This window comes from Anabaena subtropica FACHB-260 (genome assembly GCF_014697105.1).
Taxonomy (GTDB): domain Bacteria; phylum Cyanobacteriota; class Cyanobacteriia; order Cyanobacteriales; family Nostocaceae; genus Trichormus; species Trichormus subtropicus.
Map to the genome: position 1 here is coordinate 40,382 of NZ_JACJRF010000001.1, position 26,839 is coordinate 67,220.

Here is a 26,839-nt window from a genome sequence, read left to right on the forward strand (position 1 = left end):
CATGACTGAACAAAAGGGCAAAGTCTACCTTGTAGGTGCAGGGCCGGGAGATATAGCATACCTCACAGTGAAAGCTTACAATCTGCTGGCTGTGGCTCAAGTGTTGGTTTATGATGCCTTAGTGGATGAGCAATTGTTGGAATGTGTGTCACCTGATTGCTTGAAGTTAGATGTAGGGAAGCGTGGCGGTAAACCCAGTACACCGCAAGCCGAAATCAATCATCTATTAGTTAAATACTGCCAAGAGGGTAAATTAGTCGTCAGGTTAAAATCGGGCGACCCGTTTATCTTTGGACGGTGTACCTCGGAAATTGAGGCTTTAAAATCAGCAGGCTGTGAATTTGCAGTAGTACCAGGAATTTCTTCAGCTATAGCAGCACCTTTATTAGCAGGAATCCCTCTGACAGATCCGGTGATGAGTCGTTGCTTTGCAGTCTTGACAGCCCATGAACCAGAGGTTTTAGACTGGGAAGCACTCTCAAGGTTAGACACCCTAGTCATATTGATGGGTGGGAAAAACTTTGCAGACATTGTACATGAACTTTTACGCAGAGGGCGATCGCATCTCACACCCATAGCCATTATTCGCTGGGCGGGAACACCCCAACAACAAGTTTGGACTGGTCAACTAATTAATATTCTTGAACAAACGACTGGTTTATCTCTCTCTCCAGTAGTCATCGTCATTGGTGAAGTGGTCGGGCTACGCAAATACCTACAACCTGAGACAATATCTTCAAAGGATCAAAATTCTCCCACCCCAGCTATGTCTAGTAACTTACCTCTCACTGGTAAAACTATCTTAGTGACTCGTTCAGTTGGACAATCGAGTCAATTTAGCGATCGCCTAACTGCATTTGGCGCTACAGTGATTGAAATGCCTACATTAGAAATTACACCCCCTTCTAGTTGGGAAGGATTAGATCAGGCGATCGCTAATTTAGCTCAATTCGACTGGTTAATTCTCACTTCTACCAACGGAGTAGATTATTTTTTTGAAAGACTACGTATTCAAGGTAAAGATACTCGTGCTTTAGCTGGGGTAAAAATCGCTGTTGTTGGTGAGAAAACATCCCAAAGCCTCAAACAACGAGGACTCCAACCTGATTTTATCCCCCTTAATTTTGTCGCTGATTCTTTAATAGAAAATTTCCCTGAACCATTGCTAGGTAAAAAGATATTATTTCCCAGAGTCGAAAGTGGTGGAAGAGAAGTTTTAGTCAAAGAACTATCAGCTAAAGGTGCAGAAGTAATTGAAATAGCCGCTTATGAATCTCGTTGTCCTAGTAATATGCCAACATCAGCAGAATTAGCCTTAAAAAATCGCACAATAGATATAATCACTTTTGCTAGTTCTAAAACTGTGCAGTTTTTCTGTCAACTTGTAGACAACATATTTCCTAACAATATCCCCAATGCTTTAGAAGAAGTATGTATTGCTTCCATCGGCCCCCAAACCTCGAAAACTTGCCATACTCTTTTAGGTCGTGTAGATGTAGAAGCTGAAGAATACACTCTAGATGGATTAACTCAAGCCATCATAAATTGGTCATTAAAACCCTAAAACTCTCATCAATGCCCCAATCACAAAAACTACCCTAACTCCCAACCAATCAGCTTCAAAAATCCTCCGCGTCACTCTGCGCTTACCTCCCATCCCTCTGCGTTGAAAACATTGCCTAATTTATACAGCTTATTCTTCAGGATTACTGGCACTAGTAATTTTTAATGCTACAACAAGAATAACTATATTCAGTATATATATGGTAACTCCAAATAAAGAAAAAGCACTATTGCTATTACGTCAAGCATTAGATAAACCAACATCTAATTTTCGCCCAGGACAATGGGAAGCAATAGAAGAATTAATCGAAAGGCGATCGCGTTTACTCGTTGTCCAACGTACTGGCTGGGGTAAAAGCTTAGTTTATTTTTTAGCAACAAAGTTACTGAGAGACGAAGGTGCGGGTTGTACCTTGTTAATTTCACCCCTACTAGCGTTGATGCGAAATCAAATTGCAGCCGCACAACGTATTGGAGTAAAAGCTGCAACAATCAACTCTAGTAATCAGGATGAATGGGAAGCCGTCAAAACCCAATTATTAGCAGGAAAAGTAGATATTTTACTGATTTCCCCTGAAAGACTAGCAAATGATGAATTTAGAGAAAATACTCTCTTACTAATATCTCAACGCATAGGCTTATTTGTGGTTGATGAAGCTCATTGTATTTCTGATTGGGGGCATGACTTCCGCCCAGATTATCGGCGAATTGTGAGAATTTTACAAGGACTACCACAAAATATTCCCATCCTCGCTACAACGGCTACCGCTAATAACCGAGTTGTTGATGATATTATCGTTCAATTAGGTTCTAATTTGCGTGTTGTGAGAGGTAATTTAACTAGAGAAAGTCTGCGGTTGCAAAATATTTACCTTCCCTATCCAGCAGCAAGAATGGCATGGTTAGCCGAACAATTACCTAAACTACCAGGAAGCGGAATTATTTATACATTAACAGTGAGAGATGCTAATCGGGTTGCCAATTGGTTACAAGCTCAAAGCATTAATGCTAAGGCATACCATAGCGATTTAGAAAATGACATTCGTATAACATTAGAAGATGAACTACTAAATAATAAAATTAAAGCTTTAGTAGCGACCACAGCTTTAGGCATGGGTTTTGATAAACCAGATTTAGGTTTTGTCATTCATTATCAACGCCCCGGTTCTATTGTACACTATTATCAACAAGTAGGAAGAGCAGGTAGAGCAGTAGAAACTGCTTACGGTATTCTTCTTAGTGGTGATGAAGATGATGAAATTACTAACTACTTTATTAATACAGCTTTTCCCCCACAAATTCACACCCAAAAAATTCTCAAATTACTAAACCAAGATGCAGAAGGTCTTTCAGTAACGCAGTTAGAACAAAAACTAAATCTTTCTAGGGGACAAATAGATAAAGTTTTAAAATTGTTATCCTTGGAATATCCTAGCCCTGTAACTAAAATAAATTCCAAATGGTATGCGACTGCTATCAATTATCAACCTGATACGGAAAAGATTACAAAATTAACAGCAATTCGCCGCCAAGAACAAGCTGTAATGTCAGCATATATGCAGAGTCAACAATGCCTAATGGCTTTTTTGGCAAACGAATTAGACGATCCAAATTCTCAAAATTGTGGTAATTGTGCTGTTTGCTTGGGTAGATATTTGTTACCAGTAACTTGTTCAATAGAAATGGTAAATAAAGCCGTTTTATATTTACGCCGCAGTGAGCAAATTATTGAACCGCGTAAAAAATGGCCATCACAAGCATTACTCAGTTATCAATTCTCTGGAAATATCAGCAATAATTTAAGAGCGGAGGAAGGAAGGGCATTATCATTATGGGGTGATGCTGGTTGGGGTGAATTGGTAAAACAAGGTAAATATAGAGATAATTATTTTGATGACGTACTGGTGCAAGGCACTGTAGACATGATTAATCGCTGGCAACCACAACCGTTTCCTACTTGGGTAACTTGCGTGCCTTCATTAAAACGTCCCGAACTTGTACCAAACTTTGCTCAAAGGTTAGCTGAGAAACTAGGTATAATTTTTGTGCCAATTGTTCAGAAGGTGCGGCAAACACAGCTACAAAAAGATATGAGCAACAGTTACCAACAGGCTCATAATTTGGATGGCGCATTTAAAATTGATGCTTGGCCAGGAATTGGTGGTTCTGTATTCTTAGTTGATGATATGGTAGATTCCCGTTGGACTTTTACTGTGATTGCGGCGCTTTTACGCAGTGCTGGTAGTGGACAGGTTTTTCCTGTTGCATTAGCCCTCAATTCATTAGGTCAAGGGGACTAGAATAATCATGTTAAATCATGTTTTACCGCCAGATACTCAAGCAATTTTGCTTTTGTGTGCTAATTTTGGGCAAAGTCGCCAAATTGAACCCCAACCCTTAACTTTAAGTGAGTATAATTCTTTAGCTGAATGGTTGCGGGAACAGGAAATGCGTCCAGCACACTTACTCGAACCAAACGCAAAAGAACAATTAAGCAAAATCAATATCAATAAACTTGACCCTGATAGGCTATTAGCTTTAATAGAACGGGGTGCAATGCTAAGTTTAGCAGTAGAGAGGTGGACAAGTCGCGGGTTATGGGTAGTTGGACGCAGTGATACGCAATATCCTAAACTATTGAAGCAGCGATTGAGACATTCAGCACCAGCGATTCTTTATGGCGTTGGTAATATAGACTTGCTTTCACAGGGAGGACTAGCAGTTGTTGGTTCCCGTGATGTGGATGAAGAATTACTTGCTTATACGCGAAAAATAGCAGAAACTAGCGCTTTAGAGGGAATGCAGATAATTTCCGGTGCAGCGCGTGGTGTAGACCAAGAAGCTATGTTAGGCATTTTGAATGCTGGAGGCACATCTGTCGGTGTACTGGCGGATAGTTTGACTAAAGCTTCAGTCAATAGCAAGTATCGCTCCGGTATTAAAGAAGGTAGACTAACGCTAATTTCTAGTTACGATCCTGACGCTGGGTTTAATACTGGTAATGCAATGGGGCGTAATAAGTACATTTATGCTCTAGCTGATTATGCCCTTGTAGTTAATTCTTCTTTTGGTCAAGGTGGAACTTGGTCTGGTGCAGTAGAAGCTCTTTCTCGACTCAAAGAAATACCGGTTTTTGTGCGAATAACTCCAACAGCATCAGAAGGTAATCGGCAATTACATAATCAGGGAGCAAAACCTTTTCCTCCTGAACCTTGGTATGGTTCTTTTAAGCAAATATTGGCAGAAGCTAGTTATGTTGCTGAATCAACTGATAGTAATATCATCCAGACTCCTCCAGAAATAGCCCAGGATACACACGCCCACGAGTTATCATCAACCCCGCAAAACATCTATGAAGCCGTCTTGCCTTTCATCCTCGTTCATTTACAACAACCAAAAGATGCAAAGACTTTGGCTCAGTCTTTAGAAGTCCAACCATCTCAAATGCAAGAGTGGTTAAAAAAAGCAGTGCAAGAAGGCAAAGTGAGAAAAATTAATAAGCCAGTGGCTTATGTAGCTAATCAACCCGTGACTCAACTTTCTTTATTGTTGTAAAACAGTCTCCAAACCACATTAAAATAGTGACACAACTCGCACCTCCACAGGAGTATCCAGTTGTGCAGCCCGACTTGATAGGTTTAGAGATTAGCAAAGGGGAACTGAGACGCTTAACAGGAGTGTCACCAGATAAAGTCCCTCGCCCTGGTGCAATCGCCAGCCGTCAACAGCGCTTAAAATTTTGGCAAGATGAAATATCTTTAGTATTAATACTAGCTGTGGTCATTGTTGGCTTGGTTTATGGCTTGATTATTCTGCCAACAATTGGTTCAGCAATTTCTTTAGGTATCATTTTATTCATTATAGTTGCAGTATTGCTGTTATTGGGGCGATCGCTTTGGCAACGTCTCAAAATCTCAAAATCACTGATAAAGCTTTTAGATGCAGTAGATCAATATCACGCCCTAATCGTAGCCGTGGATGTAAATGACCAGTTAGCAGTGTGTGGAAATTTAGATAATAGCCTTGAAGATAGAGTCCAAGTTATCACAGCCCTGCAACTATTGCGCGAAGATTTAGTCCAAGCTTTGAAAACAGAGCGACTTTTGCGGGATAATAAAAAACTGCTTGCTAATCAACAAGAGCTTTTTGTCAATCATTTAACTAATATTCAAGCCATCAAAGAGGATACCCAGGCTAGCGAATATGGTCAGATTATCAATCAATTATTGCAGATTGGTCTTGATGCACAAGCAGAACTGAGAAAACTACAATCTTCCCGTTGACTTTCATGAGCAACAAACCAAAAATAATCGTCTTAGATGATGACCCTACAGGTTCTCAAACAGTCCATAGCTGTTTGCTGCTGATGCGTTGGGATGTGGAAACTTTACGCACGGGGTTACGGGATGATTCACCGATTTTCTTTGTATTAACAAATACTAGAGCTTTACCACCGGAATCAGCCGCATCTGTGACTAGAGAAGTCTGCCAAAACTTGAAGGTAGCGCTGGCTGCTGAAGGTGTGAATGACTTTCTTATTGTCAGTCGTTCTGATTCTACCTTGCGTGGGCATTATCCCATCGAAACTGATGCGATCGCTCAAGAATTAGGGCCATTTGATGCTCATTTCCTGGTTCCTGCATTTTTTGTTGGCGACACTCCCCACAGCGAGGGGGGACGCATCACCCGCGACAGCATACATTACTTAATTATCGATGGTGCTCCTACCCCAGTGCATGAAACTGAATTTGCTCGTGATTCAGTTTTCGCTTACCATCACAGCTACCTACCTAAGTATGTAGAAGAAAAAACCAAAGCCAGTATTAATGCGGAACTTGTAGAAAGATTTTTACTAGATGACATTCGGACTGGTAGTTTAGAACGCTTACTCCAGCTTACAGGTAATCAGTGCGCTGTAGTGGACGGTGAAACTCAAGCGGATCTCAACCGCTTTGCTGTAGATGTATTAGCCGCCGCCAGTCAAGGTAAACGCTTTCTGTTCCGCAGTGCTGCTAGTATTTTAACTGCATTGGCTGCCCTACCTCCCCAACCCATCGCCGCCGAAAATATGGCTGAGTATGTGCGACAAGGTAAACCAGGGGCAGTTATCGTCGGTTCCCATGTCAAAAAAACGACACAGCAACTAGAAGCGCTGTTACAAGTTGCGGGAACGGTGGGAATCGAAGTTAATGTGTCACGGTTACTTGATAATCAGACAGATGCAGCTAATATACTGTTATCTGAAATCAAAACAAGTGTTGAGGAAGTACACAAATCTGGTAAAACACCAGTAGTTTATACTAGTCGTCAAGAACTCACATTTAGAGATGTAAAAACCCGGTTAGATTTTGGCATCAAAGTTTCCAGTTTATTAATGGATATTGTCCGTAATTTACCCCCTGACATTGGATTTCTCATCAGCAAGGGTGGAATTACTTCCAATGATGTATTGAGTACTGGATTAGCTTTAACTTCTGCCCGATTACTTGGTCAAGTGTTACCTGGTTGTTCGATGGTGTTAACATCATCTAACCATCCTCAGTTTCCCGATTTACCAGTAGTATTATTTCCAGGGAACGTTGGTGATACTAATGCCTTGGGAAAAATTTATCAAAGATTAACTAAAAATACTTAAGTAAGGATGTTGTTGCAATTAGCAACTAGTTTAAGATTGGTAATTACCGGGTCTGTCCCTTGTCTTTTGGCTGGTACTCCATGACTTCTGATTCTGCCATCCCCAATTTAGGGTCAAATTCTGCATTTTCGGATGCAGATTATAATTCTACCGTTGTCAACCCAGAGTCAAATTCTGCTCTTCCTGATGCAGAATCTAACTCTGTTATTCCTGATGCAGAGCTAAATTCTGTCCTTCAGTATTTAAAATCAAATTCTGAGGTCACTGAGGTCGAGTCCGATTCGCCAATGGTGGATGAGCAAGCAAATTCTGCCCCTAGTGATATAAAGTTACACAATGCCGATTTGGATTTAGAACCCAATTCTCTGGTGACAGATGGAAACTCTGATTCTGGTTGGTTGAGTCTTAATGCTCCTGAGTCAGTAGCAGAGAATAAAAGCAAAAATAATATCCAAGTACAGTTGAAAACTGAAGCGGGGAAATTACTAGTAGTTTTACCTACAGAATTACAAGTACCTGCAACAGAATTTACTTGGTCTGATATCTGGCAACAATTGAAGTTCCGTTTGAATGCAGGCGATCGCCTCCGTACTCGAAATACAAATGTACACTTAGTAGCCTATGACCGCCTCCTAGATGGCAGACAACTGCAACAACTCGCAGAAACCTTCAGCGAAGTACAACTGCAACTCAAATCTGTCGCCACTAGTAGGAGACAAACAGCGATCGCTGCTGTCACTTCCGGTTACTCTGTAGAACAATTACAGCCAGAAACCATCCTCAGTTCAGAACCAAAAGCAACTTCCACACCCCAAGCCGACGCTCTTTATCTGGAGATGACCATCCGTTCTGGAGTAGAAATTCGTCATCCAGGTACAGTAATTTTATTGGGAGATATCAATCCAGGTGGTATCGTAGTGGCAGATGGCGATATTCTGGTGTGGGGTCGTCTGCGGGGAATCACTCATGCTGGGGCTGCGGGCAATCGTGATTGTCTAATCATGGCATTGCAAATGGAACCAACCCAATTGCGAATCGCTGATGCTGTAGCTAGAGCGCCAGAAAAAGCACCGATGCAGTTTGTTCCAGAAGTGGCACATATTACGCCCCAAGGAATCCGCATCGTCAGAGCTAATGATTTTTCCAGAAACCAAATAACTAGGATCAATCAAGCACCATAAATATTTAATATATTTCTTTAACCCTAATCCAGCGCTTTTTATCATGACTCGCATTATTGTAATTACCTCCGGTAAGGGAGGTGTGGGTAAAACTACAGTTTCAGCAAACCTGGGCATGGCTTTAGCTAAAATAGGTCGGCAAGTCGCCCTAGTCGATGCGGATTTTGGTTTGAGGAATTTGGATTTGCTGCTAGGGCTAGAAAACCGCATCGTTTATACGGCGGTGGAAGTCCTCTCCAGAGAATGTCGCTTAGAACAAGCATTAGTCAAAGATAAGCGCCAACCTAACCTTGTACTTCTACCAGCAGCCCAAAACCGGACAAAAGATGCGGTAACGCCCGAACAGATGAAATTATTGGTGAACGCCCTGGCGCAAAAGTACCAGTACGTCATCATCGATAGTCCGGCGGGGATCGAAAACGGCTTTAAAAATGCGATCGCCCCAGCCAAAGAAGCTCTCATCGTCACTACCCCAGAAATTTCCGCCGTCCGTGACGCTGATAGAGTAGTTGGTTTACTTGAAGCCCAAGGCGTTAAGCGCGTTCATTTAATCATTAACCGGATCAGACCAGCAATGGTTCGGGCAAATGATATGATGTCTGTTCAAGATGTTCAGGAACTTCTGGCGATCCCCTTGATTGGAGTACTTCCTGATGATGAACGTGTTATTGTCTCCACCAATCGCGGTGAACCTCTGGTATTAGGTGATACTCCTTCCCTAGCTGCTGTAGCCTTTGAAAACATTGCGCGTAGATTAGAAGGAGACACAGTTGAATTCCTCGACCTCGACGCACCCCATGACAGCATCTTCTCTCGTTTGCGAAGGTTGTTATGGACTAAGATTGTGTAACCTACTTTCCAATCTCTGCATACTTATTGGCAATGATCCTCGAACTATTAGACAAACTTTTCTTACGTACTCCTGACACCAGTCGTTCACACGTCAAACGTCGTCTGCAATTGGTGATCGCTCATGACCGTGCCGGTTTAGATCCAGAAACTCTAGAAAAAATGCGGAAAGAGATTTTAGATATCGTCTGCCGCTATGTAGAAGTAGAATCAGATGGTCTGGAGTTTGCCCTAGAAAGCAATCAAAGAACAACCGCCTTGATTGCTAATTTACCCATTCGTCGGGTAAAACCAGAGCTACCTGTATTGGACGAAACATCTCAGTAAAAATACAGTTTTTCATCATCTCTTAACGAGTTTGTCACTTGACACTACATCGTTAAATTATGCTGCTTAATAATTTATCAACAGCAATGGTTTTAGGTAATGCCCCGAAAACCATAATATATACACGCTAAACTACCAACTATATAAACAAACCAGGTCATAAAAAAACCAATCGCTCGTCCAGGAGAAGGGCCGTAAATTTGAATCACACCCCAAGCATGGGTAACACGAGCAATAGTCAGTATGGACGCAAGTAGCCACACCAACAAAGTCTGAGCCTGCATTAGTTCCAAGGCTAATATAAACAGCAATCCATGAGGTACATACTCAACAAAATTGCCGTAGGCGCGAACCTTGCGTTGCAGTAAGCCATCATCGCTTTTGGTATTAGTGATTAGTTTTTGAGTCGTAGTTTCAACCATAGCCGCCCAAGCATTAGGGCTGACCAGTGGATCTGGCTGTTTTGACACATCTTCTGACGATTCACCATGCCAAATTCTGGTTTTTGTCCGTTCCACTACCGCGATAGAGGAGAGAGCCAAGCCGGTAAGACCATTGATCCCAATAAAAAGGGTAGATATGGGTATAGGGTTCTCAATCATTTCAATTCCTCACAATCTCTTCTGGAATCATACGATTATTAGCCTGTCATACCATTTTAGATTTTTAGATTGGGAATGGCTCTCTTTGTTTGGGTTCTGGGAATCCATCTGTCGCACACCTCGACTCCTTTCGACTCTGCTCAAGGAAAGTCGCTCAGTAACCATTTTTTTTCAAATTGGTATCACTTATGAAAAAAAATCCCGTCATCAACACTAGTGATAACGGGAGTTTTTCATATTTTCTGCTCATTAACGAGAAGCTACTTGTGGCCCTGCCCAAACTTGTGTCAGCTTATCACCATAGGTAATTGGCTGATCTGCTTCTGTTGTAGTTCCTGTTTTCCCATCAATAGCCACTTTTACCAAAGGCCAGTTTTCTTCGCCCATTTCACCAGCCCGGAAGATTACGTGATCGGGTTCGTTTTTACTCCAACCTAATAACACAGCAATTTTTTCATGGTCATGAGCTGCTTGAGCCGGAGCAACTGTGTTGGTTTGATTGTTCTGCCGATCCCAAATAACCGCCTGATCCGTTGAATCCCCGGTGTTGAATATCCCTTCAAACTTACGTGCTAAAAAGCGATCGCTTTTTTCTGACCAACTCACTGGCACTAATACCCCTATTTTGCCATCACCATCAGCTGGTTCCGTTGATACTTCCTGTGTCTTTAATAAAGGGTCATTAGCAATGCTAGTGGCTGACATCACCCGCAATTTCTTGGTTTCCCTGTCTTCTACAAACAGAACGCTATTCACTTTGCTGTTGTGCATTTCGGGTTTAACTTCAATTTGTACCCGACTGTAAACAGCATACTTACCATCAGGAGAAACCACAGGTACACTACGGTAATAGCGCACTCCTGAACCACCTTTAGAACCAATGGCTTCTTGAGTTGCCAAAATCCATTTCCAGGGAATTGGATGAGGACTACCGATAGGATCTGTTTGTGCTTCTAGTCCCTCTTGGGGTTCCTCAACTGATATGTCTGGAGTGGATGTTGGTTGTGATGGTTTCAGACCTGATGCAACTTGATTAGTTACTAATGAGTGAGCCTCAGACACTGCGTTCAAAATCACTTGGTCTTTTTCTTTAAGTGATTGCAAATCAGCATTCGTTGGTGTTTGACTCACAGGTAACTCTGTAATTGGTGCGAGTTCTACTGCTGCTAGAAGATTGTTTGAGTCAGAGTATTTTTTTGCTACCAAAGACTCTAGATTATCTGCTGGTAATATTTGTAGCTGCTCACTAAGTACAGTTTCTTGCGGTAACGTTTCCAGTTCTCTGGTTCTGGAGTTAATTTGACTTGCTGTTAAGACTTCTGCCAAATTTGGTTCACTAGTAGCAGCCGCTCCCTGTACTACAGAATCAGGTGTCTCTTTTTCAGTAGTAGTTTTGGCGATGGGCTTTGATGGCTTCGCTGAACTAGAATGACCTGATGCTGCCACCAAGGGAGCAATCAACATGATAACAACAACATAATTGAGAAATGGTTGCACGCGGAACCATCCAGACAGCAAGAGGGGTTTAAGCATGGGTGGACTCTCCAGAGGGGCGGTTGCTGTGTGAGGAGCAATATCTATTTGACTAAGGAAGCAGGCTGTTGATTACAGGTATAACAACAAACTCAAGGATTTAACTAGATTAAATAAAATTATTTTTTTAAATTTGCAGATTTTTACAAAAATACAGTTTCATTATTTACACCTTTTTATTCAATCTAATGGTTATTACCGAAAAATTGCCAACAAAAAACTACGGCAGATTCACTACCTAGTTATTACCTAAAATAAAAATTTGCTGCTCTTAAGAGTCAACCACAATCGAAAAGCGATGTCGCCTAAAGAGCATTTAAGGGGTAACCTGAGCCATACATTCCTGATAGCCCAAAATGACACGCAATAGCCAGACTTTAGGGTTAGCGTGATTAACAGCTAGCTATAAAAAGCTCCTCTGTTGACATTCCGCTACAACAGTGCAGACCCTGATAATGGTTTATGTGAGGCGTTACTTTAAAAGTTGGGAAAGCTGACGCATAAGATATATTACTCAAAAAACAACCTTAGCATCTACCCTAAGGTAGAAATTGCTATTGAAGTTTTCAGAAACGCAACTAAAATCTTAGCTATGTAGCTGGGAAAATAGTCACGGATATTTAATTTGGTAGACGTAGCAATATCAATGAAGTTTACTAACCGCAGATACAGTTATTAGCTGTATAGCTGCTAGCTAACTTAGTTATAAGTTTACCAAGAAAATCTCAGTTTTGCCACCGTATATTTCATTATTAGTTGCTAATAAAAAGTGCATAGGGAGACAAGGATAAAAGTATGAGTGTCGGCACTCAGAACTTCAAAGAGACAAGATAGAGTAATTAATGACTATTGACTGTTGATCATTGACTAATGAAAATTGTATTTTTTGGTACACCTGATTTTGCTGTTCCCACTTTAGAGAAATTGCTAAATAATGCAGATTTTGATGTTTTAGCAGTGATAACACAACCGGATAAACGCCGAGAACGTGGGAATAAATTAACACCTTCTCCAGTAAAAAATGTAGCGATCGCTCACAATTTACCAGTATGGCAACCAGAACGGATCAAAAAAGATAAAGAAACCCTGACTAAACTCAAGCAATTAGATGCCGATGCGTTCGTTGTGGTTGCTTATGGACAAATCTTGTCCCAAAAAATTCTCGATATGCCAAAATTAGGTTCTGTAAACGTACATGGCTCAATTTTGCCCCAGTACAGAGGAGCCGCACCCATTCAATGGTGTCTGTATAACGGAGAAAAAGAAACGGGGATCACCACCATGTTAATGGATGCAGGGATGGATACTGGAGCAATGCTACTTAAAGCAACTATACCCATTGACTTACTCGATAATGCCGATGATTTAGCCCAGAGACTATCTGTAATTGGTGGGGATTTATTAATAGAAACCTTGCTGAAGCTACAGCGCCAGGAAATCCAACCAATCCCACAAGACAATGCCGCAGCTACTTACGCGTCTTTAATTCAAAAGCAAGATTACGCCTTAAATTGGTCAAGAAGCGCTCTGCAACTACACAATCAAATCAGAGGATTTTACCCGAATTGTACAGCTACCTTCCGGAATCAACCTCTGAAGATCACAGCCTCCCTTCCCCTTGGCGCTGTTTACAGTGAGGAGCTACCACCAGAATTACAAAAAATATCCCAAAAATTGCCTGATTTATCAAATATATCGGGTAGTCCAGGAGAAGTAGTAAGCATCACCAAGGGAGTTGGTGCGATCACTCAAACTGGTGAGGGACTGTTGCTGTTACGAGAGGTTCAACTATCTGGCAAACGTCCCCAGTCGGGATGGGATTTTGTCAATGGTACTCGATTGACGGTGGGAGAAGTGCTAGGAAATGGGAACTAAGCTTAATTCGTAATTCTTAATTACTATACCGTTAGCATTTCATGGATGGGAAATGGGTGATTTGTTTAGGCTTGGGGATCAAGTTCTGAAGTTTCATAAGAACGACAGGAGTTACAAGGCCCGTGGGGATTTACGGCACAGCGAATGATTTCTGAGTGGGCATTGAATCTACAAGTGGCATCACCTACTACCCAACGCCCTGCTACTAAGGTTTTCTCTGCTGGTCTTTGAGCAGACTGGACGTAAAGGGCTATGTTATACAAACGGTAACGCCCTGATTTAAATTGATATCTATGGCGGCGTTCTAAAACTGCGTAGGTTTTACCTTCAAAATCGAGGTAGTTTCCGGGTTGGGGTGTCCAGTCAAGTCGGACTTTACCGAGGGAGCGACGTGGATGCGTCAGAATCACCTCGGTTGGTAAAGAATCTGGCTCCATGAGTTTATGTGATGTGGTTTACATTATAAAAATATTATCGCAGTAGCCTCATCTCGCTCACTGGATTCAGCATATAATTAATGATTCACTACATTTACACCGCTTTGTTTGTCAGTAGTCAATTGCCAGTGGTTTCGCTACTGATTTTGTCAACAATAGAATTATTAGCCAGTTTATAAATATATCGTTACACTTTTATTAATTATGGTCATCGATAGATTGTAATGAATTAGTACCATAGATAATCAGTCAATTAAGTCTTTGAGATCAACTTTCGCTTCACACATCGTTACAAAATTGTTGCAGCTAGAAGAGTGAGCAGAGTAATTACGAGGCGTTGATGTAGCTGATTTCTATGGAAATAGGGAGATTGCGGAAAAGCTAATTTTTCAGCGTGCCTATTACATTGTTTAAAGTTATGTAGCCTTTTACTTACGGCATATAAGCCACTGCGGTAAACTATGCCTTGATTATGATTCTTTCACAGAAAAGAACACTGGAAAGGAGCCGTTTTTTCAATGTCTCATACCGTAAAAATCTACGATACCTGCATTGGCTGCACCCAATGTGTCCGCGCTTGCCCTACTGACGTTCTAGAGATGGTTCCTTGGGACGGCTGCAAGGCTGCTCAAGTCGCATCTTCACCCCGTACAGAAGACTGCGTAGGCTGCAAACGTTGTGAAACTGCTTGCCCCACCGACTTCTTGAGCATTCGGGTTTATCTGGGTGCAGAAACAACTCGCAGCATGGGTCTAGCTTACTAAGGAATTGACTACCGATTCCTTTTTGTTCACCATTAAGTGTCTCGATAGCAAGCCTCTTTAGCTTTGTAGGGTGGGCGATCGCCCATCCTGCAACAATCATGAGAAATTTATAAAAATACCTAGTGGACAAAGGAGCAGGTTGCTCCTTTTTTTTGCGGTAAAGTCAATAGTCAATAGTCCACAGTCCAAAGCAATGACCAATGACTATACTGGATTTAATTCTCCTGAACAAAGGGTGGTGTGAGCAATGTGTGGCATCGTTGGGTATATTGGGACTCAAGCAGCGACCGAAATTTTATTGGCTGGGCTAGAAAAACTGGAATATCGCGGTTACGATTCCGCAGGCGTAGCTACAGTTTGGGAAGGAGAGGTTAACTGTGTAAGAGCAAAGGGCAAACTACATAACCTCCGTTCTAAACTAGAACATCTGGCAACCCCTGCTCAAATTGGCATTGGTCATACACGCTGGGCAACTCATGGTAAACCAGAGGAGTATAACGCCCATCCCCATTTAGATACGGCAATGCGAATCGCCGTTGTTCAAAATGGGATTGTGGAAAATTACCGCGAGTTACGCGAGGAACTGAAACACAAAGGACATAACTTCCGTTCTGAAACAGATACAGAAGTCATTCCCCACCTCATAGCCGAATTCTTAAAAAACATCCCTGATTCGTCACCTTCTCCTTTTTTAGAGGCGATACGCCAAGCTGTTAACCACCTGCAAGGGGCATTTGCGATCGCCGTTATTTCGGCTGACTATCCCGACGAATTGATTGTTGTCCGCCAACAAGCACCATTGGTCATAGGATTTGGTCAAGGTGAGTTTTTCTGTGCGTCTGACACGCCAGCGATCGTTGCCTATACACGCGCCGTCCTCCCCCTAGAAAATGGCGAAATTGCCCGCCTTACCCCTCTGGGTGTAGAGATTTATAATTTTGCTGGCGACAGGCTGAAAAAACAGCCCCGGATGCTGAACTTGAATCCCACAATGGTAGAGAAGCAGGGATTCAAACATTTTATGCTCAAAGAAATTTATGAGCAGCCAGGAGTAGTCAGAGCTAGTTTAGAAGCATACTTTGATCATGATACGGTCAGACTGGATTTACCAGATGAGTTTTACGCAGATTTATCACAGATTCATATTGTCGCTTGCGGTACGAGTTGGCACGCTGCCTTAGTAGGCAAATACTTACTTGAACAACTAGCAGGAATCTCCACTCAGGTACACTACGCCTCTGAGTATCGCTATGCACCATCACCCCTGACACCGAATACATTAATTATTGGTGTTACCCAATCAGGGGAAACTGCTGATACTTTAGCGGCTTTAGCAATGGAAAAAGAACGTCGCCAAGGGCAAGCACCCCAATATCAAGCACGACTCTTAGGCATTACCAATCGCCCAGAAAGTAGCCTCGGTTTGATGGTTTCTCATATTATCAATACCCTAGCAGGCATTGAAATTGGTGTAGCCGCGACCAAAACCTTTACCGCTCAACTGATGGCATTTTATGCCTTAGCCTTGGATTTAGCTAATCGCCGCCAGCTATTAACACCAGAAAAATTAATAGAGATTATTCAAGGGTTGCGCCAGATTCCTCAAGCAATTGAGGACACTTTAGAACGTCAGGTTGAATTAACTGAACACTTAGCCCATGAATTTGCTGAAACCCAAGATTTCATCTTTTTAGGTAGAGGGATTAACTTCCCCATTGCTTTGGAAGGGGCATTGAAATTAAAAGAAATCAGCTATATTCACGCTGAAGGTTATCCGGCTGGGGAAATGAAACATGGCCCCATTGCTTTATTAGATGCCAAAGTGCCGGTAGTTGCGATCGCAGTTCCTGGTAGTGTGTATGAAAAGGTGATTTCCAATTCCCAAGAAGCCAAAGCCAGAGATTCCCGCTTAATTGGGATAACACCAGTCAACGATGGCGAAGCGGCAGAAATATTTAACGATTTGCTTCCTGTATCATCAGTGGATGAATTACTATCGCCCATCCTCACCGTAGTACCATTGCAATTATTGGCTTATCACATCGCCGCCCGTCGTGGTTTAGACGTTGATCAGCCCCGTAATCTTGCTAAAAGTGTGACTGTAGAATAGTATAAAATTTACAACTTTATACTTAGGTATTCATGATAGAATAGCTTCTCAACAAGTATATTGTTTGCAGAAGCTATTTTTTATGCACAACTATTATAAGTATATACATATTACTGAGTTCATAGTGAACAGTTGAATTGTCAGTTTAAAGAACTTAAATGTATATTTTACAAATACGTATGCTGCAAACAAGCTTGTACTGTTTGATCCGATAACATCCAAAGTTAATTACATCTACCAAGATTATGAGTGAAATCCATTTACGCCAAATCAAGTCCTACCTTCAAAAAACATTTGATGGTTTGATTGACTTGTCGGATTATCAAAACAAATCTGAAACAGACAGAGAGTTAATTTTATTAACAAGAAGTTTAGCAGCATTTACATTGATGGTGTTAGCTGATATTTCTCCTCAAGAAGCATCAAAATCTATAGTTGATGGTGGACAAGATAATGGAATAGATGCCATTTATTTTGATAGAAGAGAAAAAATAATGTATGTGTTACAGTCAAAATGGAAACAGGAAAGTAAAGGAAGTATAAAAACAGATGAAGTAATGAAATTCACTAGAGGATTTAAAGACTTAGTAAATGCTAGATATGATCGGTTTAACTCAAAACTCAAGAACAAAACTCAAGATATTGAGGAAGCATTAAATGATGCAGGAACAAGATTTGAAATAATTCTTGTCTATTCTGGACAAACTCCTTTAGCAGATGAACCTAAAAGAGAATTTGACGATTTACTAAGTGAGATGAACGATTCATCAGACATAGTAAGTATGAGAGTTCTTAACCAGTCAAATATATACAACATAATATCTCAAGGAGCATCTGGAAATCCTATAAATTTAGACGTTTGCCTTTTTGATTGGGGACAAACTAAAGAACCTTATCAATCTTATTATGGTCAAGTTTCTGCAAGAGAAGTAGCTGATTGGTGGACTAAGCATTCTCCTAAATTGTTCTCTTCCAACATTAGATTATTCGTTAAAGATAGTGAGGTAAATGAAGGTATTATCAATACAATAAAGAAAGAACCAGAAAAGTTTTGGTATTATAATAACGGTATAACAGCTTTGTGTTCTAGTATTGGTAAAAAACCACTGGGAGGTAGTGGAAGAGATACAGGTATATTTGAATGCAAGGATGTAAAAATAGTTAACGGTGCTCAGACGGTTGGTTCAATAGCAAGAGCATATCAAAATTCTCCTGAGCAAGTTGAAAAAGCGAGAGTTCATATTCGTTTTATATCCTTGGAAAACTGCCCCGAAGAATTTGCTACAGAGATCACTAGATTTAACAACACTCAAAACAGAATTGATCGTCGAGAATTTGTGGCTCTCGATCCTGAACAAGAAAGAATTAAAAATGAACTCCATTTAGAAGGAATTATTTATACTTATAAGTCAGGTGAGTCAATTCCAGATGGACACAAAGGTTTTGATTTAAATGAAGCTACGATTAGTAGAGCGTGTAAACAGAATGAAGTTTCTTTTGCTACGAGAGTCAAAGATAAAATTGGTGTTTTGTGGGAAGATATAGAAAAACCCCCATACAAAACTCTATTTAATAGATCAGTGAATGGTTCTAACCTTTGGAAATTAGTTCAAATATTAAGAGTAGTAGAGAATAAATTATCAGAAGTACAAAAACAACGAGATGGACGAGAAAAGTTATTTGCTACTCATAGTAATCGTCTCATACTACACCTAGTTTATAAGGCTTTACCAGATAATTTTTTTAGCATATCATCTGATTTAACCCCAGAACAAATTAATGAGATTCAATCTATGACATCAAAGTTTTTGGTAAGTATTATGAGTCAAAGTAGTAACCTATTTCCGACTTCTTATCCGGCAAATATTTTCAGAAATGTCACAAAATGCCAAGAAATTATTGACAAAATTTTAAATTCATAAAATTAAAAATTTAGACCGAGATTTTTATTACTGGGCAAAAATACTATTCGTTTGTGTATTCCCGACATCTGTTTGCTTCAACCTGCGGAGAAACTGCGATCGCGCATTGTGGTGATAAGAGGCTATGAAGAACCTGAAACTTTTTTAGTCGTAGCGCAGCGTCAGCTAGAACAACTGGGTATCCAAGCAATGTGAAAATGAAGGTAATACAACTACTTTACAAAAATTAAGTTGGAAAGGTGAAGTTCACTCTACTGTTTCATCTGAGGCAATTCGTTGGGCATTGCGATATTATTGGCAAAATGCTGGCTATATAAAGCGTGGGCGACCAGGCGAGGGTGAAAAGTAAACTGTATTTTTGCGATCGCCTAAACTAATATCCCCAAACTAGATCACCAAAAGTGGACAAGACCCAACCTTAGTCAAAGACTGCAACTGCTTGAGATCCTGATGAGTAATCATGGATATCTCTTCTCAATTTTTAGTAGTGGTTCAACTGCTTCAAATGTTAAAGACAGAACCACTCGTCATTCCTCTACCGAAAATAGGAGATTGCATCCACAGTTTTATTTCGACTGTTGCTATAAAGCTTTATAAAGTAATTAGCGATCGCATCTGTACCACTATACTAGGACACCTCAGTATGGTGAAGAAATGCAAAGATAAAGTAGGCGGATTCTCAAGGAAGCTCCGCCTATCACAACAAACAACAACACTATGAACTAATTCATCATGGCAGTGATTGGGCGTAACTTAAAATACATTTTTGTATAAAAAGCATTAAAGTTATGAATAAATTGCATAAACAATAAGATAAGTTAAGAGTCTACCCTTGTAAACAACACAGATAATTCCTGTTCTGCAAAGATTTTCGGCATTGCTGAATCAATAAATGCAATTTGGTGTATCTCTCTGCATCTCCCTCCGGTTCAATAGTTGTGCGCGCTCTACTCAAGTCGTTTATTTAGCGGAAATATTCTTTTGGGGATTGAATCTATCTATGTAACCAAAACTAAACACATGAGTTCACAGAAATGAAACTAAAGCATAAACCAGTATTAAATTCCATCTTGATGGGTTTGGTAATAGTAGGAGCAATGTCTTACAAACCGGGGATTGCTTCTTCTGTAACCCCTGAAGAGGCTGCGAGATTAGAAGCATCTACGGCGACAATTGCGTCGCAAAGCCAAGGGGTGTATCGGAGCGATCGCTTTCTGTTTCGCTTTACCTACTCCTCCAAAGATTTTGTCATAGATAACAATATCTCTACACCCTCAAATGGTATTGATGCTCCCTTAGCGGCTCTTGACATCTGGACTAAACAGCACGCTCAGAAAATTCGCGCTGGAGCCTATGAAGGTGGTACCGAATATCCTGCTAATGTCAGCATCAGGGTGTACAACAACCCTAAAAAATTAGCTTTGCAGCAATGGGTTAAACAGAGTAATCAATTTACCATGAGCCGCGATTTCAAAATTGCCAGAATTGCTGGTAAAACTGGCATTAAATTCCAATCTAGCGGCTTATATGAAAACGAAAGTGTTGTCTTTATCAACCCTAAAGATTCTCGGATTATTGTTGTGTCATTATCGAAAAATGGTACTAATAATGATGCAATTTATCGCAGAGCTTATCAGCAGATTGCCAATTCTTTTACGTTTGTAAATAGATAGAATATTGTAGTTTTGGTGCTGTTATCTGTTCAATTTTGTCAGCGACAGTCTTCATAAGATACTCCCCAATCTACCCAGATAATCCCTTATGTAAACTGATGTTATATATGATTAATTAAAAATTTTGTTGTAGATAAGCTTGTGCAAACATAATTGTTATTGATTAATCTTGAAAATTACAGCACATTTCATTTTGATGAGATAGATTCGCCTAGTCTCTAGAATCTGATCCGTTGAAAGGTATACTGCACTCAACTGGAAAAGGTTACGTATAAACTAATTAAGCCAAGTGCATAAACACCATCTTTAACAATTCTGCACGGGTAAAAGGTTTAGTTAAATATCCAGATGCGCCAGCTAATCTGGCTTTTACTTTATCAACCAGTCCCTTATAACCTGTAACAAATATAATCGGCGTATTTTTAAACATTGAGTTATTGCGGATAATTCGGCATAATTCATAACCGTCAATACCAGCCATATTCAAATCCAATAAAATCAAGTCTGGTTTATGTCTAATAATTGACATAGCAGCTTTGAGTGGATCATTGATAGCAACTACAGTGAAATTTTCACTCTCCAAAAAATGGCTAATTTCTTTGAGAATTGTAGGACTGTCATCTACAGAAACGATTTTATATACCCGTTGAGTAGTTCCGGTAGCAGGCGTTACTCTTTCAGGAACAGAATTTATGGTATTTGATAATGTTAGTTCCTGATGGTTTGCTTTGTCAGGAGTATAAGGTTGTGGTAATCGTACCACAGGAGCTAAATTATCTACGGCAAGAATTGGGGTGATTGGCGTAGCATTGCTGCTGAGTTCTACTACTGTATCTACTAATTTTTTATTTAATAATGTAGTTGTGTATTTAGGAGTTAATTTTAATTCGACCAAAATCTTTGGTAATCTATCGAATGGTGGATCTGGCTCATGTAAGATAATCTCTCCCGTCAGGATATAAGGATACAAATGTTGCGCTAGTTGGATTTCATCTTGATTCATAATTATAGCCAGATGGCGTAGGCTAAAACCCTTCATCCAGTAAGTTAATTTTGGCTGTATTTCTGGAGAGTTTTTATTGTTAATCAACAGGTATGGACGCTGATAAGGAGATGTAATTTTGGGTAGGTAAGACAGCCAATTTTGCAATTTTATTTGACAACGTTCGATTACTTTGGATACATCGAGTCGGCAAATTGCAGGCAATTTATGCTGTGAATTACTTAGTTCGTAAGTACCAGTTTTGATTAACAAAAATGATTCAATTACGTCTTTGACTAGTTCTTGAATCAGTACTGTGGCTTGTGTAGTGTCTAAGTATCCTTGATTGACGAGCCAATGAATTGCTTGATACTCAGGCGGCTGATTAATTGTATTGCTGTAATTTTGTGCATCAATTTCAAACAGCAAGCGTAATTTTACACGAATTTCGTTAGTCACTTGAGGAGTTTGCTGACTGAGGCGACGCAAATGACGTTCTAATCTGTCAAATGGTTCTACAGAATGAGTTGCATAGGTGATTGTTCCTTCTTCTAAGTAAATTGACCAAGTGACTGAGTTGCTAAAAGCTTGCAAACAAGTGGTGTCAAAACAACTAGATAAATGTCTTAACAAACTATGAGGACGTAGTGCTGTAAATGTGCCGTAATAATTCATATTGCTGATTATTTTTGTAAAAGTATACAGGGGTTATGTACAAGTTTGAAGCCTGAAGCATGAGATATTTATTGTATTGGCACGCTTTTGATAAGTTAATTGCTAATGAAAATAGACATATGTTTTACCAGCTAGAAAATTTAAATCATCAAGAAGATGTCAATTTACAAACCACATACTGAGTCCTAACATTTTTAGCCATAATTGCATTTAAGTTCTCTTGATTACATTAGGTATTTTTGTCATGGTGATTAATTTAATTCTCAATTTATTTTCTATATAGAAAATAAAAAATCCACATAAAATCTTTAAAAATTTATGTAGGCAAAATTGAATTTTTTATTATATTCTGTGTTTGCTCTATATAAATTTTGGTGGATGGATTAATGTTCAAAATGAAAAAATGTGATTTATTTTTGGCTCTACGTTTTAATTAAGATTTCCTTAAATTTGTAGCGCTTTTGGTGAGAACAATCTTTATGAATGAAGATTAAATCAGATACCACCAAACATCTACCTGTGGTCTTGTCAGTTTCGGCTGTGGAAACTATATACTTTGAAAAAAGGAAAATAGAGCTTTGGACTATAACATAACACAAAACGTTATGAATGATACTTTAATCCTAGATGAAGTAGTGGAGTTTGCTGAGAACCCAGAACCTCGCTGTCCTTGCGTGTTGTTGCTCGATACATCTGGCTCCATGCAAGGGGTGGCGATAGAGGCTTTAAATCAGGGCTTGCTCAGTTTGAAAGATGAACTGATGAAAAACTCCATAGCAGCCAGAAGGGTAGAAATTGCGATCGTTACTTTTGATAGTCATATCAATGTAATACAAGACTTTGTAACTGCCGATCAATTTAACCCACCAATTCTGACAGCGCAAGGATTAACAAGTATGGGTGCGGGTATTCATAAAGCGTTGGACATGGTGCAAGAGCGAAAATCTTTGTATCGTGCCAATGGTGTTGCTTACTATCGTCCTTGGGTGTTTATGATTACTGATGGTGAGCCGCAAGGTGAACTAGACCATTTAGTAGAACAAGCAGCGCTGCGTCTGCAAGGAGATGAGGTTAATAAACGAGTGGCATTTTTCAGCGTCGGCGTAGAAAATGCGAATATGACGCGGCTGAACCAAATAGCTGTACGAACACCCCTGAAACTCAAAGGACTGAACTTTATTGAAATGTTTGTTTGGCTATCAGCTAGTATGTCGGCAGTTTCCTATTCGCAAATTGACGAACAGGTAGCGCTACCGCCGATTGGCTGGGGATCTATCTAATACCAATTTAGGATCTTGGATTTTAGATGACAACTTCTGACTAACAGACTGTTACTAAAATTGCCAACAAGACTAAATATCCTACCAAATTAGGTAATCACTCGCGGATTGCGGCTTGACACTTACACAGCTAGCTGACAAAACAAATATATGAAAATATCAAAACAGAACCCTCATTGGCAGGTAGTCGCCGCCTCTGTCTGTGGTACAAGCCACATCAAAAATAAGCAGCTGTGTCAGGATGCTCACCACTGGCAATTATTGCCGGGGAATGTGTTAGTGGCTGCGGCCGCAGATGGCGCGGGTTCTGCAAGTCTTGGGAAAGTCGGTGCAATGGTGGCTGTAGAAACAGCGATTGAGAGTTTATCGCTGAAAGATATTACCAGAGACTCCCTGGCTGATGATGAAACTGTACAATTGCTGTTAACTGAGTCCTTACTAGCTGCGAAAAAAGCTGTGGAAGATGAAGCAGCAGCTTGTCAACAACAGCCCCAGGATTTAGCTACTACCTTAATTATTGCGATCGCCTCACCAGAAATGGTAGCAGCCACACAAATTGGTGATGGAATGGCAGTCGCTAAGGATCACTTGGGTAACTTACTGGCGTTAACCATACCGAACAACGGCGAATACATCAACGAAACAACTTTTTTAACTTCACCAGGTGCGCTAGATACAGCGCAGATGCGATTATGGCGCGAAACCATAGTCAACGTTGGACTCCTCACCGATGGACTGCAAATGCTGGCTTTAAATATGGTTGTTGGTGAACCGCATAAACCCTTCTTTTTTCCGTTATTCGACTTTGTGAAAAATGCAGAGGATCAAGCAGAAGCGAAAGAGCAGTTAGTCAAGTTTTTAAGCTCTGAGCGAATTACACAACGTACTGATGATGATTTAACACTGATTATAGGTGCTTTCAATCATTTGTAAAGGTTTGTCAGTGGTCAGTTGCCGATAGTTTTCTTCTCCCCTTGCCCCCTGCCCCCCGCTCCCTGCCTTTCTAAACCCTTAACCGTAATTCAATCATGAAGGTACTACGTTATCTTCCCCAGGAAGAGATTATCAGCCTCAGCGTCAGCTTGGGGCGTGGTGGTGAAGCTTGTATTTATGCCGTGCCGTCGGCTGGCGATTGTGTAGCGAAGGTTTATCACAAGCCAACTGTTGCCCACGCCAGCAAACTCCGGGCTATGCTTGCCAACCCACCAGAAAACCCCACAGCTAGTTTGGGGCATATTTCTATTGCTTGGCCTCAAGAATTATTATGGGCAGCAGATGAAAGTGAACGCGTCGTTGGCTTTTTGATGCCACGCATTCGGGGAATGCGCCCCATCATCGATTTTTATAACCCCCGGACTCGCCGTCAACACTGTCCTCTATTTAATTATCAATATCTACTCCGCACAGCTCGGAATTTGGCGGCGGCTTTTGCTTCTTTACACAATAGCGGTTATTCTGTGGGCGATGTCAACGAATCTAACATCCTGGTTAGTGACACTGCCCTAGTCACCTTGGTAGATACCGATTCTTTCCAAGTCCGTGACCCTGATAACGATATTGTTTATCGTTGTCCAGTGGGTAAACCAGAGTTTACCCCACCAGAACTACAGAATAAAATCTTTGCTCATCACGATCGCCAAATTACTCATGACTTATTTGGTTTAGGGGTGTTAATCTTCCAACTCCTGATGGAAGGTACACATCCTTTTTCTGGTATCTATCAAGGCATCCCCGAACCACCGCCTTATGAAGCCAGAATTGCTGCTGGACATTTTACTTATAGTAAGATGCGAAAAGTTCCTTACCTGCCTACTCCCATTGCCCCACCTTGGGAAATTCTTCATCCCAGCATACAAGCACTGTTTATTCGTTGTTTTGAGGATGGTCACAACGACCCCAAAGTCCGCCCTAATGCCCAAGCTTGGCTGTCGGCTATAGCTGAAGCGGAAGATTCCCTCACTACCTGTACTGTTAATGCCCAACATAGCTACAGCAACCACCTAAACACCTGTCCTTGGTGTGAACGTGCCTTACGCTTGGGTGGACGTGACCCATTTCCTTCAGCACGGGCGATTGAAAATAGAGAACATTTGCGCCCCCGTATCCCCACCAAGAGACGCTACGCCCACAGGAATCAACCTGCTAACTTGCCATTGCCGGTTATGCCTATGTACCAAACCAACGGGCACTCACCTACCCCCAGTTTTTCGCCTTACCGCAATCGCTGGAAAGGAAAATTTTATCCAGTCATGTTTTGTTTATTGGGTTTTGGGGTGTTGGGCTACTTGGATGTGGTGACAAAATTCACAAGTCCTTTAGTGTCGCGCAATAACTATGCCCAACAGGCGCTGATGCCTCAGCAAACCAAGAGTAATAGTACTCTGAGTTTTGCAGATTACTACAAACAAGGTCATGCTGCTTACCAAGTGCGCGATTATAAACAGGCTGTAGATAATTTTACCCGTGCCATCCAGCAGGAACCGACAAACGCCAAAGCTTTGGTGAATCGAGGTAATGCTCGCTACAACTTGAAAGACTACGAAGGTGCGTTAGCAGATTATACTGTGGCGTTAGAAATCAATCCTGGTGAAATCAAGGCTTTTGTGAACCGGGGTAACGCCCGTTTGATGTTGGCAGAGTATAGTAACGATCCTGACAAACAGTATAAATTAGCGATCGCCGACTTTAACAATGCCCTCAAACTCAACGATAAGGAATCCGAAGCCTATATCCGCCGGGGCATTGTGCGCTCGCAAATGGCTAAATATAGTGGTGAAACTCTCAGAGATTACCAAGAAGCGATCGCTGATTTTGACCAAGCCTTGAAACTCAATCCTGCTAAAACCGAAGCCTACTTCCAGCGTGCTTCTGTCCGCTATCTCATAGCCCAGTATAGCGGTGATTCTACAAGAGAATATCAGCAGGCGATCGCTGATTTTGACCGAGCATTAAAAATTAACGACAAACTAGCCAAAGTGTATCTAAAACGTGGCATGATACGCTACGAATTAGCACAAATTACTAGTGATAACTCTGATCCCAATAATGCAAAAGCACTTGCAGATTTGCAGTTAGCCGCCCAATTTTCTTTAGAACAAGAAGATACCGAAAGTTATCAACAAGCACTCAGCAGTATCTGTATCATTGAGGAAAGCAAATGTAATGCTTTATTCCAAAGTTCCACAATGCGGGGATATGCCAGCACAGACTTAAATGTGAAAATCAATAATCAATAGTCATTAGTCAACAGTCAATAGTCATTAGTCATTAGTCAATAGTCAAACATTAAAGTTATCGACTATGGATTAACAACTATTGGCTATTTTTTTATTCACTAAGCTTTTATATCTACAAGATTTATATTTACCTTTTCTTTATACAAAAGCTGAGAATAACAGTTAGATTATGTACGGAGAAAGATACAACAAGAA

General features: G+C 40.8%; 22 protein-coding genes. 18 read left to right on the forward strand and 4 right to left on the reverse strand.

Going from position 1 to position 26,839, the window contains the following annotated elements; genetic code table 11:
- Position 1 precedes the first annotated feature (1 nt).
- From cobA to minE, 8 genes are all read left to right on the forward strand, one after another.
- Positions 2 to 1,564, forward strand: a complete 1,563-nt coding sequence (cobA, locus tag H6G18_RS00175) for a uroporphyrinogen-III C-methyltransferase (protein WP_190405056.1) — start codon at positions 2 to 4, stop codon at positions 1,562 to 1,564.
- 199 nt (positions 1,565 to 1,763) lie between these two features.
- The gene (locus H6G18_RS00180) at positions 1,764 to 3,863 is read left to right on the forward strand and encodes a RecQ family ATP-dependent DNA helicase (RefSeq protein WP_190405057.1); all 2,100 of its coding nucleotides are present in this window, start codon (positions 1,764 to 1,766) and stop codon (positions 3,861 to 3,863) included.
- A 7-nt stretch (positions 3,864 to 3,870) separates the two neighbouring features.
- A complete protein-coding gene (locus H6G18_RS00185; protein ID WP_190405058.1) occupies positions 3,871 to 5,118 on the forward strand; it encodes a DNA-processing protein DprA in 1,248 nt (415 codons plus the stop codon).
- Between the two features lie 62 nt (positions 5,119 to 5,180).
- The gene (locus H6G18_RS00190) at positions 5,181 to 5,846 is read left to right on the forward strand and encodes a hypothetical protein (RefSeq protein WP_190405059.1); all 666 of its coding nucleotides are present in this window, start codon (positions 5,181 to 5,183) and stop codon (positions 5,844 to 5,846) included.
- Between the two features lie 5 nt (positions 5,847 to 5,851).
- Positions 5,852 to 7,198 carry a four-carbon acid sugar kinase family protein gene (locus tag H6G18_RS00195; RefSeq protein ID WP_190405060.1) on the forward strand — a complete coding sequence of 449 codons (1,347 nt, stop codon included), beginning with the start codon at positions 5,852 to 5,854 and terminating at the stop codon, positions 7,196 to 7,198.
- A gap of 80 nt (positions 7,199 to 7,278) precedes the next feature.
- Positions 7,279 to 8,379, forward strand: coding sequence for a septum site-determining protein MinC (gene minC, locus H6G18_RS00200; protein ID WP_190405061.1), 1,101 nt, complete (start codon positions 7,279 to 7,281; stop codon positions 8,377 to 8,379).
- Between the two features lie 43 nt (positions 8,380 to 8,422).
- On the forward strand, positions 8,423 to 9,229 hold the full coding sequence (gene minD, locus H6G18_RS00205) for a septum site-determining protein MinD (RefSeq protein ID WP_190405062.1): 807 nt from the start codon (positions 8,423 to 8,425) through the stop codon (positions 9,227 to 9,229).
- 32 nt (positions 9,230 to 9,261) lie between these two features.
- Positions 9,262 to 9,555: a cell division topological specificity factor MinE gene (minE, locus tag H6G18_RS00210; protein ID WP_190405063.1), complete on the forward strand. Its 294-nt coding sequence runs from the start codon at positions 9,262 to 9,264 to the stop codon at positions 9,553 to 9,555.
- A 92-nt stretch (positions 9,556 to 9,647) separates the two neighbouring features.
- On the opposite strand, the gene H6G18_RS00215 is transcribed toward minE, so the two are convergent.
- Both H6G18_RS00215 and H6G18_RS00220 read right to left on the reverse strand, forming a co-directional pair.
- On the reverse strand, positions 9,648 to 10,157 hold the full coding sequence (locus H6G18_RS00215) for an MAPEG family protein (protein WP_190405064.1): 510 nt from the start codon (positions 10,155 to 10,157) through the stop codon (positions 9,648 to 9,650).
- Positions 10,158 to 10,406: 249 nt separating this feature from the next.
- Positions 10,407 to 11,690 (reverse strand): hypothetical protein, encoded by a 1,284-nt coding sequence (locus tag H6G18_RS00220; protein WP_190405065.1) that lies wholly within the window; start codon positions 11,688 to 11,690, stop codon positions 10,407 to 10,409.
- An 870-nt stretch (positions 11,691 to 12,560) separates the two neighbouring features.
- Here H6G18_RS00220 and fmt point away from each other — a divergent pair.
- Positions 12,561 to 13,565, forward strand: coding sequence for a methionyl-tRNA formyltransferase (gene fmt / locus H6G18_RS00225; protein ID WP_190405066.1), 1,005 nt, complete (start codon positions 12,561 to 12,563; stop codon positions 13,563 to 13,565).
- 65 nt (positions 13,566 to 13,630) lie between these two features.
- On the opposite strand, the gene H6G18_RS00230 is transcribed toward fmt, so the two are convergent.
- The gene (locus H6G18_RS00230; protein ID WP_190405067.1) at positions 13,631 to 14,002 is read right to left on the reverse strand and encodes a DUF6464 family protein; all 372 of its coding nucleotides are present in this window, start codon (positions 14,000 to 14,002) and stop codon (positions 13,631 to 13,633) included.
- Between the two features lie 518 nt (positions 14,003 to 14,520).
- Between H6G18_RS00230 and psaC the strand changes: the two genes are divergently transcribed.
- The 6 genes from psaC (at position 14,521) to H6G18_RS00260 (ending at position 20,471) form a co-directional block, all read left to right on the forward strand.
- Positions 14,521 to 14,766 carry a photosystem I iron-sulfur center protein PsaC gene (psaC, locus tag H6G18_RS00235; protein ID WP_010997613.1) on the forward strand — a complete coding sequence of 82 codons (246 nt, stop codon included), beginning with the start codon at positions 14,521 to 14,523 and terminating at the stop codon, positions 14,764 to 14,766.
- 247 nt (positions 14,767 to 15,013) lie between these two features.
- Positions 15,014 to 16,876 carry a glutamine--fructose-6-phosphate transaminase (isomerizing) gene (gene glmS / locus H6G18_RS00240; protein WP_190405068.1) on the forward strand — a complete coding sequence of 621 codons (1,863 nt, stop codon included), beginning with the start codon at positions 15,014 to 15,016 and terminating at the stop codon, positions 16,874 to 16,876.
- 245 nt (positions 16,877 to 17,121) lie between these two features.
- A complete protein-coding gene (locus H6G18_RS00245; protein ID WP_190405069.1) occupies positions 17,122 to 18,798 on the forward strand; it encodes an AIPR family protein in 1,677 nt (558 codons plus the stop codon).
- 30 nt (positions 18,799 to 18,828) lie between these two features.
- Positions 18,829 to 18,993 carry a type I-MYXAN CRISPR-associated protein Cas6/Cmx6 gene (locus H6G18_RS00250; RefSeq protein WP_390824725.1) on the forward strand — a complete coding sequence of 55 codons (165 nt, stop codon included), beginning with the start codon at positions 18,829 to 18,831 and terminating at the stop codon, positions 18,991 to 18,993.
- Between the two features lie 265 nt (positions 18,994 to 19,258).
- Positions 19,259 to 19,519 carry a hypothetical protein gene (locus tag H6G18_RS00255; protein ID WP_190405070.1) on the forward strand — a complete coding sequence of 87 codons (261 nt, stop codon included), beginning with the start codon at positions 19,259 to 19,261 and terminating at the stop codon, positions 19,517 to 19,519.
- A gap of 313 nt (positions 19,520 to 19,832) precedes the next feature.
- The gene (locus tag H6G18_RS00260) at positions 19,833 to 20,471 is read left to right on the forward strand and encodes a hypothetical protein (protein ID WP_190405071.1); all 639 of its coding nucleotides are present in this window, start codon (positions 19,833 to 19,835) and stop codon (positions 20,469 to 20,471) included.
- A gap of 280 nt (positions 20,472 to 20,751) precedes the next feature.
- On the opposite strand, the gene H6G18_RS00265 is transcribed toward H6G18_RS00260, so the two are convergent.
- Entirely contained in the window at positions 20,752 to 22,128 is a 1,377-nt protein-coding gene (locus H6G18_RS00265; protein ID WP_190405072.1) for a response regulator, read from the reverse strand.
- Between the two features lie 605 nt (positions 22,129 to 22,733).
- On the opposite strand from H6G18_RS00265, the gene H6G18_RS00270 reads away from it, so the two are divergent.
- The 3 genes from H6G18_RS00270 to H6G18_RS00280 all read left to right on the forward strand — a co-directional run bounded on the left by H6G18_RS00270 (position 22,734) and on the right by H6G18_RS00280 (position 26,644).
- Positions 22,734 to 23,408: a vWA domain-containing protein gene (locus H6G18_RS00270; protein WP_190405073.1), complete on the forward strand. Its 675-nt coding sequence runs from the start codon at positions 22,734 to 22,736 to the stop codon at positions 23,406 to 23,408.
- 150 nt (positions 23,409 to 23,558) lie between these two features.
- A complete protein-coding gene (locus H6G18_RS00275; RefSeq protein WP_190405074.1) occupies positions 23,559 to 24,341 on the forward strand; it encodes a PP2C family serine/threonine-protein phosphatase in 783 nt (260 codons plus the stop codon).
- A gap of 95 nt (positions 24,342 to 24,436) precedes the next feature.
- Positions 24,437 to 26,644 carry a tetratricopeptide repeat protein gene (locus H6G18_RS00280; RefSeq protein WP_190405075.1) on the forward strand — a complete coding sequence of 736 codons (2,208 nt, stop codon included), beginning with the start codon at positions 24,437 to 24,439 and terminating at the stop codon, positions 26,642 to 26,644.
- Positions 26,645 to 26,839: the final 195 nt, after the last annotated feature.

What these genes read in the sequence shown, in the direction of transcription:
- H6G18_RS00195 (WP_190405060.1), top strand. Translation starts at nt 5,852, where the DNA reads ATGAGCAACAAACCAAAAATAATCGTCTTAGATGATGACCCTACAGGT.
- psaC (WP_010997613.1), top strand. Translation starts at nt 14,521, where the DNA reads ATGTCTCATACCGTAAAAATCTACGATACCTGCATTGGCTGCACCCAA.
- H6G18_RS00280 (WP_190405075.1), top strand. Translation starts at nt 24,437, where the DNA reads ATGAAGGTACTACGTTATCTTCCCCAGGAAGAGATTATCAGCCTCAGC.
- H6G18_RS00215 (WP_190405064.1), bottom strand. Translation starts at nt 10,157, where the DNA reads ATGATTGAGAACCCTATACCCATATCTACCCTTTTTATTGGGATCAAT.
- H6G18_RS00230 (WP_190405067.1), bottom strand. Translation starts at nt 14,002, where the DNA reads ATGGAGCCAGATTCTTTACCAACCGAGGTGATTCTGACGCATCCACGT.
- H6G18_RS00220 (WP_190405065.1), bottom strand. Translation starts at nt 11,690, where the DNA reads ATGCTTAAACCCCTCTTGCTGTCTGGATGGTTCCGCGTGCAACCATTT.
- H6G18_RS00265 (WP_190405072.1), bottom strand. Translation starts at nt 22,128, where the DNA reads ATGAATTATTACGGCACATTTACAGCACTACGTCCTCATAGTTTGTTA.
- H6G18_RS00245 (WP_190405069.1), top strand. Translation starts at nt 17,122, where the DNA reads ATGAGTGAAATCCATTTACGCCAAATCAAGTCCTACCTTCAAAAAACA.
- minE (WP_190405063.1), top strand. Translation starts at nt 9,262, where the DNA reads ATGATCCTCGAACTATTAGACAAACTTTTCTTACGTACTCCTGACACC.
- H6G18_RS00180 (WP_190405057.1), top strand. Translation starts at nt 1,764, where the DNA reads ATGGTAACTCCAAATAAAGAAAAAGCACTATTGCTATTACGTCAAGCA.
- H6G18_RS00270 (WP_190405073.1), top strand. Translation starts at nt 22,734, where the DNA reads ATGAATGATACTTTAATCCTAGATGAAGTAGTGGAGTTTGCTGAGAAC.
- glmS (WP_190405068.1), top strand. Translation starts at nt 15,014, where the DNA reads ATGTGTGGCATCGTTGGGTATATTGGGACTCAAGCAGCGACCGAAATT.
- fmt (WP_190405066.1), top strand. Translation starts at nt 12,561, where the DNA reads ATGAAAATTGTATTTTTTGGTACACCTGATTTTGCTGTTCCCACTTTA.
- cobA (WP_190405056.1), top strand. Translation starts at nt 2, where the DNA reads ATGACTGAACAAAAGGGCAAAGTCTACCTTGTAGGTGCAGGGCCGGGA.
- minD (WP_190405062.1), top strand. Translation starts at nt 8,423, where the DNA reads ATGACTCGCATTATTGTAATTACCTCCGGTAAGGGAGGTGTGGGTAAA.
- minC (WP_190405061.1), top strand. Translation starts at nt 7,279, where the DNA reads ATGACTTCTGATTCTGCCATCCCCAATTTAGGGTCAAATTCTGCATTT.
- H6G18_RS00255 (WP_190405070.1), top strand. Translation starts at nt 19,259, where the DNA reads ATGGATATCTCTTCTCAATTTTTAGTAGTGGTTCAACTGCTTCAAATG.
- H6G18_RS00185 (WP_190405058.1), top strand. Translation starts at nt 3,871, where the DNA reads ATGTTAAATCATGTTTTACCGCCAGATACTCAAGCAATTTTGCTTTTG.
- H6G18_RS00260 (WP_190405071.1), top strand. Translation starts at nt 19,833, where the DNA reads ATGAAACTAAAGCATAAACCAGTATTAAATTCCATCTTGATGGGTTTG.
- H6G18_RS00275 (WP_190405074.1), top strand. Translation starts at nt 23,559, where the DNA reads ATGAAAATATCAAAACAGAACCCTCATTGGCAGGTAGTCGCCGCCTCT.